The following is a 13541-nucleotide window of genomic DNA, read 5'->3' as shown; positions in this document are numbered from 1 at the left end:
TCCATATCTTTAACTTATTATGATTTATATGATTTAAAAATGAATTATTTAATTGCCGGTTTCCAATCTCTCAAAACGGCTTTCATCGAATAATCTTTTTTAAATTCTTCGGCTGATAATACATGAGACCATTTTACGCGGGAGGATGTATTTCCTCCTGTTCCTGTAGACAAATATTCGGCATAAAAAGTGGTCTTCTCGGCTTCTGGTTTACCCCAGTTGTGCCATCCTTCTGGTTTAATGTGCGGTCCCATTTCGCATTTTAGAAAAACTGTTCGGGCATAATTGCGCCAAGGTCTTCCTAAATAATAAGTACTGTTTCCCGAATTTGTAATCAACTTGCAATTCAGAAATACAAATCCATACGGATTAGATTGAGGCGTATTGGCTGCAGTTATATAGGAACCACCTTTCTTGGCAAAGATTTCACATTGATCAAAAACAGCTGTTGAACCTCCAAAAATAAAATCGGTTGTTCCTTCGATATAACAATTTTTATAGTACTGCCTGCTGGTATCTGCACGCGGATAAAGTGTATCTTGGAAACCTAAAAATCTGCAATTTTCAAAAATAATTCGATCGCCGTCAATTCTCACTGCTACAGCTTGTCCTACTGGTCCAGATGAATTTTCAAAAGTTATATTTCGTGCTTTAAAATCATTTGCTGTAATTATAAAACTGGCAGATCCAGAAGTTCCAATTGTTCCGCCTGCACCATTCGATTTGGAAGCATAATCATCATAAGTAAGAATTACTTTTTCTTTGCTTTCGCCTATTAAAGTAATATTGTTTTGGTCTAAAACTACTTCTAGTTTTTCTTTGTAAACACCGTTTTTAATGAAAATAGTAGTTTCGGTTGTTTTTAATAATGCAACCGAATTCAAGGCAGCCTGAACTGTTGTAAAATTCCCAGTGCCATTGGCATCTACAACAATATCGTACGATTTGAGTTCTTTTGGAGCTTGAGTTCTTATAGCATCATTTGCAAATGAAACATTCGTAAAGAAAATCGAGACTGCTAAAAATCTGAATAGTATCATTTTGTTTTCTGTTTTAATCCACAACTTTCACTTCTCCTTTAATCGATTCTAGAACTTTTAGATCTTTATTCATAACCATTTTCTTCCCGTTGGTTTTTAATGAAATATCTTTTGTTTCTAAACCGCCAACCCAAAACATCTGATTTTCTCCAGTAGATTTCAAGCCATCCAAACTCACATTCTGGCTATTAGAAAAACTTACGGCGATTCCTGGTTTGTCTAATCTTAAATCAAGATTTTTAAAAGCAATTTTGCTTGCATAATTCATCTGAATACCTACATCTGAACGAATGATCATATTTTCAAATTCGATATTAGTAACTGGCATTTCGGGAATTCCCATAATTTTCAAAGCCTGAGAAGCTCCGTTTACATAGATATTTTTAAAATGCATATTTTTAAATGCAGGAGTTTCTTCTGAAACTGGTTCTTTTGCTACTGTTACTTCTCCTGTATCTTTATCTTCTGAGAGTGATTTTCCGAAATAGTACAAATTGAAATTGATGGCATCAGTCGGAATATTGTTCATTCGAATATCTTCCATCCAAATATTTTCGACCACTCCGCCTCTGCCTCTAACTGACTTAAAACGAAGTCCGCAGTCTGTACCATTGAATGTGAGGTTTTTAACGAATATATTTCTAACATCTCCAGACATTTCACTTCCAATAGTAAAACCACCGTGTGCATGATAAACGACACAATCTGTTATTACAAATAATTCTGTTGGTTTTCCGCGGTCTCTTCCTTCTTTATCTTTTCCAGATTTGATACAAATCGCATCGTCACCAACATCAAAACGGCAATTAGTTACCGATCCGATTCGGCAGGATTCTAAATCCAGGCCATCGCCATTTTGAGAATACCAAGGATTGCGAATCGTTAAATTGCGTAAAGTAAGATGTTCACACATTAACGGATTTACGTTCCAAGCAGGAGAGTTTTGAAAAGTCACTCCATCCAAAAGCAGCTTTTTGCAATTCACTAAACTTACCATTACGGGACGAAGCCCTTCTTTGTAAGGCTCCATGTTTTCTATGGTTTGTTTTTTAGGAAGTTTATTTCTTTCCTCATTCCCCTCATAAGCTCCTTTTGAAGGATACCATATTTTACCGTCTTTAGACAATACACCGCCAGATTTTACCAATTCGTCCCATTGTCCTGCAGTCATTTTACCCATTTTGACAGGCCTCCATACAGCACCATTTCCATCAAAAATACCTTGGCCTGTAATCGCAATATTTTCTAGGCCAACACCCATAATAGGCGATTCGCATCGAATTACTTTACTTCCTTCAAAATAAGACTCTATCAGCTTATATTGTTTTAAATCGCTTGTAAAAGAAATAAAAGCACCATTTTGGGTATGAAGGTTTACATTGCTTTTCAGTTTTATAGGGCCTGTTGTCCATAAACCAGCAGGAATTACGACCACACCTCCACCTGACTTAGAGCACTTTTCGATTGCTGTGTTAATGGCATTTGTACAAAGTTGCTCGGTGTTGGGCACTGCTCCAAAATCAACAATATTTAAAGTGTCTGTTTTAAATTTCGGAAGCTGTACTTCTGGCATTTTGAAGGGAATTTTTAACCCCGAATCTGCCTTTTTTTCTGTCACATTTTGAGCTCCTTTCTTTTGACTCATACAGGAAAAAGCAGCAAAAAGAAATGCTGCTAGAAGAATTGTTTTTTTCATTTTTATCATAACCAATTGTATAATGTGATGTATTATTTTTTGTCTGAAAGCATTTGCAGTTCAATTCCAGCCATTATAAACGGACCGACAGCTTTTGCATCATCATCTCTTATGGGTTCCGAAATATAGTATTCGAATGAACCGTCGCGATCGTGAGGATTTTTTCCTCCTAATCCGGCAACAGCACAGCATTTGGTAATCGATATTGTGCCGTCTGGATTTTCTTTTATAAACTCTTTTAGAATTCCTTTGAAACCTTTTTCTGCCGATTTAAGAAATTTTTCTCCGACATAACCTTTGTTATAGGCTTTCGCAAACGAATACACAAACATGGTTGAGCAGGTAGATTCCAAATAATTACCTTTTCGTCCCGGCTGATCCATAACCTGCCACCACACGCCTGTTTTAGAATCCTGTGCTTTTAGAACAGCTTCATATACCTTTTGAAGAATTTCTATTAAATTTTTTCTTTTGAGATGATTCTCTGGAACAAAATCTAGTATGTCTACCAACGCCATACAGTACCAGCCTTGCGCACGCCCCCAGACATGGGCAGAAGTTCCAGTATTTTTATCTGCCCAAAACTGAACTCGTTTTTCATCATAACCGTGAAAATTCAAACCTGTTTTGGAATCAAAAGTGTGTTTTTGAATAAGTTCTGCTTGTAAAATCGCATCGTCAATTGCTTTTGGATCATTAAAAACAAATCCATATTGAGCAGCAAAAGGGTCTGCCATATAAACACCATCGAGCCACATTTGCCACGGGTAACTTTTTTTGTGCCAATAACCGCCATCAGAAGTTCTTGGATGCGTTTCTAATTGTTTGTGAAGCATATCCATTGCGATTTTATATCGCTTATCATTCGTTTTCTTGTAAATTTCAAAAAGAAGTTTTCCAGAATTCACTAAATCTAGGCTGTACTTTTCAAGCTCATAACCACCGCCAATTTTACCTTCTTTATCAATAAGCTGCTCTGCGTATGAAAGTCCATAATCGTAGTATTTTTGTTCTTTCGTATAATCATATAATTTCTGATTAGAAAGTGTGACCAAACCATTGGTGTAATTCCATTTTGGAAATTTTACACCATCAAGAAATACAGGATTCGGAACACGTTTTTGGTCAGAATCAGCCATTTTCTTTGCCCACTCGATTGGCGTTATTCCAGATTTTTCTTTTGATTTTAATTGTCCAAAGGATATTAGAGGACAAACAATCAAAAAGAATGCATAATATTTCATTTTTTCTTTCATAACTTCTTAATTACCTTCTACTCTAAACCAGTCATAATCGGCATAACTGCTGTCGTTTACCGCTTTTGTTCCTGTGGCAAAAAGACCAATTTTTGCGCCTACCCATCGTCCTGCAACTGGTTTAAAAGAATCACCTAATTTTTTGAAATTCTTTCCATCGATACTGTAATAAAAAGTAACTCTGGCATCAAACGGTTCTTTGTTCTGAATCATCTCCACTTTAGCGCGAAGCTGTACTTCTTTTTTATTTATCAAAACTGAGGCAATATCTTTTTCACCTTCTTTGGCAGTTCTCGCATTTTTCATTGTGCGCTGTACCAGATTCAGATTTCCTGTTTTATCCTGTTCTATTGCGATATAAGAATAGTCTTCACCAAATACAATTAAACCAGAACTGCTTACTCCTGCTTCTGGATTGTTCTCGAAAGTCAGTTTTGCAGTTGCTGTAAAATTATCGCCTGGAAATTTTTGCAGTAAAAGGTTGGGCGACATCCACATTGTGTTGGTATTTTCATCGCGTGGAATACAGTTTAAACGCATAAATCCAAGATTTGCAGACGACCATCCCCAATGTTTAGCCGGGTCTTGATTGGCCTGCCACTGCCATTGTAATCCAAGTTGATGTCCATCAAATTCATCAGAAGAAACCAAGGGAGTTGCAGGATAGTTTTTGCCTACATTTGGTTTTGTCCATTCTAAAACCGGTTCGCCAATACCATCTTTATTAGAATCTATTCCCATAATCGGCCAGTTATCTTTCCAAGTAACAGGCTGTAAATTGACTACACGTCCATATGCCCAACGATCTTGAAAATGTATGAACCATCCATCACCATTTGGCGTTTCTACATAACCTCCCTGATGTGGTCCATTCATTACAGTATTTCCTTGATGCAAAACTATTTTAGACTCATAAGGACCCCAAACATTTTTAGAGCGCATTGCCAATTGCCATCCGGGTTTTACACCTCCAGCGGGAGCCATAATCCAATAATAACCATCGCGTTTGTACATTTTAGAACCTTCAACTGTTGTGTGGCCGTTGTGTCCATCAAAAACCATCGCGGCATTGCCAATTAGTTTAGTGCCATCTGGCGTAAGTTCAGACAGCATTAAAACTGTTTTTACATTGGCACGGCTTCCTGCAAAAGCATACGACAAATAGGCTTTTCCATCTTCATCCCAAAACGGACATGTGTCAATAATTCCTTTTGCTTCTTTGACTAAAACTGGTTCTTCCCAAACACCTTCTGGATTTTTGGTTTTGACCATGTAAATTCCGAAATCTGGATCTCCCCAATAGATGAAATATTCTCCATTGTGGTAACGAATAGAGGGAGCCCAAACGCCATCACCATGACGAACAGTGCGATAATGCTCAATAGGAAATTGATTTTGTAATGCATATCCAACCAACTGCCAATTTACCAAGTCTTTGGAATGAAGAATAGGAAGCCCGGGAATACTATTAAAACTGGATGCGGTCATATAATACCCCTCTTTACCTGCACATACATCGGGATCCGAGTAATCTACGTGTAAAATAGGGTTCTTATATTTTCCGTTTCCTAAATCGGCATTCCAGCCTTGAGCTTTTACTCCCAAATAACATAATAATCCAAGGGAAAGCAGTAATTGTTTGAATTTCATTTTTTAATTGTTTTTGATATAATTCATTGATTCGTTTAGGCTAATCAGTATCGAACAGTACATAGAAGTATCCTCAACCACAAGGATACTTCCTCAGTACTGAAACCACTTACTTAATTAACAAAAACTTATGGGAGCCATCTCGTATCTCCTACTTTGTTGGTTACAATTGGAGAATTAGAGTCTTTAATCATTAAATTTCCGTTTGCTGGATCGACAAATAAATTTTGTGCACTAATGCCTAAATCTGTTCCTTGTATTCCAGCGGCACCAAGCAGATAATCTGTTGTGGTGTAATTATTGCCGTATGTCGTAGGTGTGTTGGCCGCAATTGCCTGAATCACTTTACCGCAGGCAGATGCCAGTAACACATTTTTAAAGATTAATGTTGATCCTACTGCAGATGGTATATTGATTAATGATCTGTTATAAGCATAGTCGTAAATGGTAACATTTTGATACTCCAAATGAATTGGATATGCAGATGTTCCATAATCGAATAGGTTTTTAAAGTTTCTATTTTTATCTGTTGTTTGATAGTAATCTCTCATAAAAGTACAATTTGAGAAAACTGCTCTTTTTACATTGTCAGCTCCAGCAGAACCAAAAGCAAATGTACCGTAAGGTCCTGTGTGTCCTCCAACTTGATCAAACGTACAATAGCTCATATCAAAGTTTCCGATTTCTTTGTATTTTCCGTTTCCTTGATGTCTCCAGAAGCCTCTTTTGAAATAGTTGAAAACACAGTTGTAGAATGTGATAGATTCTACTGTCCAAGAAGTTCCACTATTAAAGAAATAGCTGGCATCTATAGTTTGGTAAAAACGAATATTTTCAAAAGCCAGAGATGATAAGTATGATCCTTCTGCAATATTCCAGTTTCCGTTCATTTCAATCTGTGGGCGTTCTCCTTGTGTTCCTCCTGTCAGCTTAAATCCTTTTGATATGGTAAACGGAGTAATTTTGAATAATGAACCTGCTTCAAGGAAATATTCTGTTCCTTCTGGAACCGTTGGATCGTCGTTGTTAGTTCGCAGCAATGCATCTAAATCCATTCCTTTTGTTACAATAATAGTAGAAGCTGACGGTCCCGCAGAACGGAAAGAAACCTGATTATAAGGTTTATCATAACGTCTTGGTTTATTGTTATCAAAAATATTAACGTTATACAAAGTGTTTTTTTCTAATCCTTCAACCTTTGCTTCTCCTTTACTCATTTCATCAGAAGTTAATTTACGCCCGATAGCAGGAAGTTCTGCAGACTGAGCTGGCTGAACCGAGATACTGTCTACTGGATTTCCAGCAGAAACTGCCCATGTTACAGTTACATTTGTTTCGGTAATATTCACTCTTTCGACTGGCTGTAAAATAGGATCGAATGGCGGACGGTCTTCTGTCAGAGCACTTGTGTAAGCCCATTGTGAATTATGATCTCCGTTAACGTGATTCGATCTTACTCTTATATAAAACTGGGTTTTATAAGGAATGTCGTCCATCAAAATTTGTGTATCTGTAATGGTATACGATTTGTACAAACTTTTATAATAGTTATCCAAATGAAGTTCTACTGTATAAGACGCTGCATCATTAACTTTGTACCACACCACAGCTATTGAATTGCTTTTTACTAATGGAGCAGGAAGCACGAATTTTGGCTGGAATAAGTCTTCGACAGGTTTATAACGAAACTCATCTGTATCGCAGGATTTTAGCATTTCTCCACAGACAATTAAGCCCATAAATGATAAAATATAAATTAATGTTCTAAAATTTTTCATACTACTATTCGATTAAAAATTAAAACCATAAAAATTTTGAATGGCTCCTCGATGATCTGTAATTACCTTGGAAGGATAAGGACATAAATAACGTAATGGATCATTTGGAGATACAGATGAAGCATTGTTGTAATTGATAAAACCTCTAAAACTCCATTTAATATCATTTCTAGGTTCATAACTTGCAGTATCATTGTTTAATGAATACCAGCTTATCGCAAACGGAAGTTCTGTATAACCAGCTGGACGCGCTTGTAATATTTCATCAATACCTTTAATATCTAAAATGGTTCTGCCTGAGTTTGCAGGATCTGGAATGTTTTTATAATAAATACTTCCTGGAACTTGGTCTATTCCAGGCACATAAGCTCCATTTGCTACGCGCCCCCAGTTAAGCAGTTTATAATATTGATTGTAAATAACTTCGCTGAATTTATTCCAGCGTGCTAAATCGAATTTACGTTTGCTCTCTCCTCCAAATTCCCATTTACGCTCATCCATAATGGCTTTAAAAAACAACTCTGGAGATGATTTAGCTTGTACATAATTATCTACTTTATCTGGCCAGTTAGACTGTGAAAAAGCTCTGCGTCGCACTCTTCTCAAACATTCTTTGGCATCTTCGCGCGGACCAAAACGTTCGTTTACGGCTTCGGCATACATTAATAATACATCCGCAAATCGCATCCAGGCGTAGTTTATACCTGTTCCTTTTGTGCTGGTGCTTCCTAATGGATCTGTCATAAATAATTTCGACCATTTTCCTACTGCTAAACGTGCTAAATCCAAACGGATTACCTGATTCAGGTTTTGATCGTATGATAATGGTGCACATGTAATATCTCTTCTTAAATCTTTATTATCAAATGAATAAAGATATTCTCCGCATAAACTTAAATTTCCTGATGCGCTTCCGTATGGATGATTTCCTTCAATAATTGGAACTCCCACAAAATAGCCATATTCTCCTGATGAGTTTTTTAGCATTGGCAGCGAAAATATCACATCGTCATTAACTGGGGTTTCCCAATTATTTTGTTTTACCCAAAAATCTCTGAAACTCAATTTTAAATCGTGCTGTCTTCCCTGGATTACTTTATCCAAATATTGGATAGCAATGTCATAATACTGCTCGTAATTTTTACCTCTTTCCATGTGCCCAATACTTGCAGGATTGTTTTCGTCAGGGCGAAGTGTCCACCCTCCTCTTGTAAGCGCCAGCAAACCAATTAAACTTTGATTGAAACTTCTCGATGCGCGTTCTACCCCATAATCTAATTCACTTGCATTTTTCATTAAAGGTTCAACCGATTTTAAATCGTCGATTAAAAACTCAAGAATTGTATTTCTATCGGTAACTCCTACGGCAAAATTTTCGTCTCCAGTTGAGGATTTTGTTCTAAAAACAACATCTCCCCAAATACGAATCATGTCTAAATAAACCATTGCGCGAAGTGTTTTTACTTCACCATACATATGCATAATATTTGACGGCTGCGTTTTAGGATCTGTTTTGTACAAGTCTGAACTTTCAATTCCTTCAATTACATCATTTGCTGTATTGATAATTTTATACATCGCACTCCATGTCGAATTTAAGGTCGTCCAATATGGTTTTGGATCAAAACAGGCAATATCCGACCCGTTTCCGTTTACTGTATTGGTTGTAACTCCCGACATTTCGACATCGGTATTCATATTAAAAACAAAGGCCAGACGATTTGAATAAGCATCATCGGTAAGCATAAGCGTGTACACGCCGGCAACTGCAGATTGTATGTCTTTTTCTGATTTGAAAACTTCTGCCTGAGTAAAACCTGTTGCAGGCTGTACATCTAGATAATCTTCGCAGGCTGTAAAAGTCAGCGCAAAAATTAACAGAAAACTTAATAATATCTTTTTCATCTTTTTGTGATTTAATTCGTTTAATTAAAATGACAGCTGCACTCCAAAAGCGTAGTTACGAGTTCTTGGATAGGCATTGTAATCAATATTTGGTGTTAGGCCTGTTTCCAGATTTACTTCAGGATCATACCCAGAATAATTTGTCCAAACAAATAAGTTACTTCCAGTTACATAAAGTCTGATTCTGCTGAATCCTACTTTACTGCTGTTTTGCTTTGGAATTGTATATCCGATACTCAGATTATTTAATCGAAGAAACGAACCATCTTCAACGGCATAAGACATTGCAATAGGACGTCCGATACTCGTCGGATTCCACATTGTAGCATTTTCGTTTTGTTTCGCCAGCATTTCTGGTGAATAGCGAAGATCGTTACCCATGTCATCAAAATTTCTCCAGCGGTTATTCAAACCAACTTCCATCCCTAAATTATTTTGTGTGTTTTGATACCATGAAGTCATCATGATTTTGTTGGCATTATACACATCAAAACCTGACATGAAATTGAAGAATGCAGATAAATCAAAGTTTTTCCAAACTGCATTTAAACCAAATCCTCCTGAGAAATTAGGATTAGTATCTCCAATAACTTTTCTGTCTTTATCTCCAATTACATAGGTATTTGGATCTGACGGATCAACAGCTGTAAGTTTTTTGAATTTAGCATTTCCAGGACGCGGATCTCCCGAAAGATTTTTTGAGTTTGCTACACCGTCTTTCAATTTCCATGTTCTTGTAACTGAATCAAAAGATTCGAAATCATCCATTGTGTAGAAGCCATCATTTTCAAAACCAAAAATTAAACCTTTTGTACCGCCAACATAAGCACGGTAATCGTCATCATTTAATAATTGTGTTCCTGCCCAGCCAGAACTAAGAATCCACTCTTGTTCTCCACTTGAAAGCTTATCAATTTTGTTTTTGTTGTGCCCGATATTAAAAGTTAAATCAAGCTGAAAATCTTTTTTTCTGATAACATTTCCTGTAATTGCAAACTCAATTCCTTTGTTAGAAGTCTGCCCGACATTTGTCATCATTTTTGTAAAACCAGATACCGAAGCAATATCTGACGGCACTAATAAATCTTTTACTTTATTGTGATAAAAATCAAGACTACCTGTAAGGCGTTCGTTAAAGAAACCGAAATCAAGACCTAAGTTGGCGGTATAAGTTGTCTCCCATTTTACATTTGGATTGTTTAAGTATTTGTCATTATAAAAATTATAGTAATAATGATTTTCTTCTCCCCATCCTACAGAACGGTCTCTAGATACGCCGTAATATTTCGCATATAAATCGCCGCTGATTCTGTCATTTCCAGATGCTCCATAGCTAACACGAGCTTTTAAGTTGGAAACTACCTTGCTGTCTTTTAAGAAACTTTCGTTTGAAACTCTCCAGGCAAAAGCTCCCGCAGGAAATACTCCCCATCTATTATCAGGTCCAAACTTTGTAGAACCATCCGTACGAACAGTAAACGTAAAAAGATATCTTTCGTCGAATCCGTAATTTACACGTCCGAAAAAGGAAGAAATTCTATTTGGAGAACCTGCGATTGAACCATTATCAAAAGGAGTTCCTAATGCCAGATTATCTAAAGCTTTTGAACCTGAGATTTCTTCTGGAAAATAACGTGTGCGGTAAAATTTTGCAGAACTTTCCTGATCTTTAATTTCCTGCCCAACCATTAGTTGAAAATCGTGTTTTTCCTTTAATTTGAATCCGTAGTTTAAAACATTGTTCAACTGCCATCTCGGTGACTGCGTCATGGACCAATATACAACAGGCAGATTGTTATTGGCATTGGCTGTACCAGTATCTGTACCCCAGAAACGACCATCTTCACTGTATTTGTATTCGTAACCAAATGAAGAACGCAGTGTTAAACCTTTTTTGATAGTCCAGGTTAATGCTCCGGTAGTATTAAAAGTTCGTGTAGTTCTTTCACGGTAATTCTTTTCTGATTCTTCTATTGGGTTGAAACGCGCACGTATTTCATAATCTTCTGGATCAAAATAAGTATTGTCGTCTGGTAAAGTCATATAGTCCTCTAAGCCTGCTGTTGGGGCTTCGCGTAAAGCTCGAAGCAAACTAACACCTTCTGTTCCAGAACCGTCTATAGTTTGATTTGTTAAACGGGTTTGATATTCGAAAGTAAGATTGTCTGTTAATTTTGAATTCAAGATTAAATAAAGATAGTTTTGGCGCATACCAGTTCCTATCAATGCTCCCGGCTGCTCTTGATTGACAAATGTGAATTTGAATTTCGTTTTTTCACTTCCTCCGTTAACGTTTATATCGGTATATCTGGTAATTGGGTTACTTCCAAATATTTCGTCCTGCCAGTCTGTTCCTTTGTTGCCTTTATAAATGTATAATTCATTGGCACGTCCGTAATTGTTATAAAATCCAGTTGGATTTGAGTTACGCTGACGTTCGTATTCATACTGCATCATTACGAACTCATACGGATCCATTACATCAAGGTGATTGGCAAGCGTTTTTATTTGTGTATAATTATGAATGTTTACCGAAACTTTTCCTGCCTTTGGGACTTTTGTAGTAACCAAAATTACTCCGTTGGCACCTCTCGCTCCATAAACAGCTGTTGATGCAGCATCTTTTAAAACTTCTACAGATTCGATATCTGTTGGCGGAATATCATTTAAGTTGGCAACTTCAAATCCGTCAACCAAGATTAGGGGTGAATTATCTTCTGTAATAGATCCGCCGCCGCGAACTCTAATCATAACTTCAGATCCTGGAGAACCATCGGCAGTTGTAACCTGCACACCCGGCAGTCTTCCTACCAAAGCTTCAGCTACCGAAGCTGTTGGTACTTTTGCTAATTCTGTACCTTTAATACTCGAAATTGCTCCTGTTAAGTTTTTACGCTTTTGCGTACCATAACCAATAATTACGACTTCGTTCAGCTCACTGCTAGATTCTTTCATTTGAACAGTAATGCCAGATGTGCGTCCTTTTAACGCTACAGTTTCATCTGTCAAACCAATAAATTTGACAATCAAAACGGCTGTTTCTGGGTCTGTCACAGCAATGCTGAATTTACCATCAAAATCGGTTACTGTATTTGTATTTTCATTTTTTACTATAATCGTTGCGCCGGGAATCAGCCCCATATTATCCCTTACTGTACCCGTCACGGTTACACGCTTCTGAGCATACGCGCTGCATGTTAAAAGTAACACGGCTAAAATGCTCCAGATATATTTTTTTATCTTCATAACTAGACTATTTTTTTATTTGTTTTAAAAGCGAAGTCATTAGATTTTATACTTATATGCAGAATGTTTCCACGATGATAGGATCATGTAGTATAAGTGTAAATCTGTTAAGGACTGCTGATTTTATTTTATTAAAGTATTGCGAGTGTATCCGCAGATGTATTAAAGCTCATTTAAAAAGAAATCTGCATTCGTGACCTTATTGGCTTCAATAGGAAATGCTGCTTGTAATTCTTTTGTTTTTACAACCTGCATGTTCTGATCTAAACACTCTATTTTAACACGAACATTGTTAGCTTCTTCGCCCGTTTGAAATAAAATAAAATCGTCTGTATAATTGATTCCGCCGCTGGCAGTTGCCTTACTTCTGGTAACAAACATGTCTTCTTTTACAAAAGTTCCGTCAGAAACTTTATAACCGCTTCGTTTTATAGAAACTGTTGTTTTAATTGTCGAATAACTTTTGTCTGCCGTAATGTCCAATGATTTTAAACGCAGTATTCCTGTCCTCGTAATAATGTTCAAGGTAAGCGGTTCTTCAAAAGGAGATGCATACGGCATGGCATCTGATAAGTTGACATGCTGGTTTGCCAATGCAGGCTGAGGCACAACCAAATCATTTAAATTGGTTGGAGAAGGAATCATTTGATCTGGATAATCGGATGCTACAAATTTGTATTTTCCATTGTCTAATGAAAAACGATAAAGCAAACTGTAATTAGCAAAATAATCTCCATTGTCTTTATAGACAAATAAAGGTCTGGTTGAGATTCCGACATTCAAATTCCACGGCTCACCATTTAATTGAAAATCTAATGATTTGACTGTAGAACTTTCATATTTAAAATCATCATTAGAGCAGGAAGTCAGCACGAAAAATAAACCCACTCCAAGTATTAGGTTTTTCATCATTTTCATATCCATATAAATTTAAAAATGAAGAATATTTGCCTTTTCGTTTCTTCTACAG

8 protein-coding genes are annotated in these 13541 nt (G+C 36.7%); all 8 read right to left on the bottom strand.

Annotation, left to right across the window (positions count from 1 at the left end; translation table 11 throughout):
- Window positions 1-44: 44 nt before the first annotated feature.
- Window positions 45-1040: a pectinesterase family protein gene (locus EDB96_RS08935; RefSeq protein WP_134140240.1), complete on the bottom strand. Its 996-nt coding sequence runs from the start codon at window positions 1038-1040 to the stop codon at window positions 45-47.
- A gap of 13 nt (window positions 1041-1053) precedes the next feature.
- Entirely contained in the window at window positions 1054-2736 is a 1683-nt protein-coding gene (locus tag EDB96_RS08930) for a glycoside hydrolase family 28 protein (protein WP_243839320.1), read from the bottom strand.
- Window positions 2737-2768: 32 nt separating this feature from the next.
- The gene (locus EDB96_RS08925; protein WP_243839319.1) at window positions 2769-3992 is read right to left on the bottom strand and encodes a glycoside hydrolase family 105 protein; all 1224 of its coding nucleotides are present in this window, start codon (window positions 3990-3992) and stop codon (window positions 2769-2771) included.
- Window positions 3993-3998: 6 nt separating this feature from the next.
- A complete protein-coding gene (locus EDB96_RS08920; protein WP_134140237.1) occupies window positions 3999-5642 on the bottom strand; it encodes a glycoside hydrolase 43 family protein in 1644 nt (547 codons plus the stop codon).
- A gap of 128 nt (window positions 5643-5770) precedes the next feature.
- Window positions 5771-7420, bottom strand: a complete 1650-nt coding sequence (locus EDB96_RS08915; RefSeq protein ID WP_057116382.1) for a DUF5123 domain-containing protein — start codon at window positions 7418-7420, stop codon at window positions 5771-5773.
- Between the two features lie 12 nt (window positions 7421-7432).
- Entirely contained in the window at window positions 7433-9325 is a 1893-nt protein-coding gene (locus tag EDB96_RS08910) for a RagB/SusD family nutrient uptake outer membrane protein (protein WP_134140236.1), read from the bottom strand.
- Between the two features lie 24 nt (window positions 9326-9349).
- Complete coding sequence (locus tag EDB96_RS08905; protein ID WP_134140235.1) at window positions 9350-12571, bottom strand: SusC/RagA family TonB-linked outer membrane protein; 3222 nt, start codon at window positions 12569-12571, stop codon at window positions 9350-9352.
- A 162-nt stretch (window positions 12572-12733) separates the two neighbouring features.
- The gene (locus EDB96_RS08900; protein ID WP_166669286.1) at window positions 12734-13489 is read right to left on the bottom strand and encodes a hypothetical protein; all 756 of its coding nucleotides are present in this window, start codon (window positions 13487-13489) and stop codon (window positions 12734-12736) included.
- Window positions 13490-13541 lie beyond the last annotated feature (52 nt).

It is taken from the genome of Flavobacterium sp. S87F.05.LMB.W.Kidney.N, assembly GCF_004366435.1.
In the GTDB taxonomy this organism is placed as follows: Bacteria; Bacteroidota; Bacteroidia; order Flavobacteriales; family Flavobacteriaceae; genus Flavobacterium.
This window is presented reverse-complemented; position numbering and strand designations above follow the sequence as displayed.

Excerpts from the sequence above, each read along its gene's own strand:
- EDB96_RS08935 (WP_134140240.1), bottom strand. The coding sequence starts at position 1,040 with ATGATACTATTCAGATTTTTAGCAGTCTCGATTTTCTTTACGAATGTT.
- EDB96_RS08930 (WP_243839320.1), bottom strand. The coding sequence starts at position 2,736 with ATGAAAAAAACAATTCTTCTAGCAGCATTTCTTTTTGCTGCTTTTTCC.
- EDB96_RS08925 (WP_243839319.1), bottom strand. The coding sequence starts at position 3,992 with ATGAAAGAAAAAATGAAATATTATGCATTCTTTTTGATTGTTTGTCCT.
- EDB96_RS08920 (WP_134140237.1), bottom strand. The coding sequence starts at position 5,642 with ATGAAATTCAAACAATTACTGCTTTCCCTTGGATTATTATGTTATTTG.
- EDB96_RS08915 (WP_057116382.1), bottom strand. The coding sequence starts at position 7,420 with ATGAAAAATTTTAGAACATTAATTTATATTTTATCATTTATGGGCTTA.
- EDB96_RS08910 (WP_134140236.1), bottom strand. The coding sequence starts at position 9,325 with ATGAAAAAGATATTATTAAGTTTTCTGTTAATTTTTGCGCTGACTTTT.
- EDB96_RS08905 (WP_134140235.1), bottom strand. The coding sequence starts at position 12,571 with ATGAAGATAAAAAAATATATCTGGAGCATTTTAGCCGTGTTACTTTTA.
- EDB96_RS08900 (WP_166669286.1), bottom strand. The coding sequence starts at position 13,489 with ATGAAAATGATGAAAAACCTAATACTTGGAGTGGGTTTATTTTTCGTG.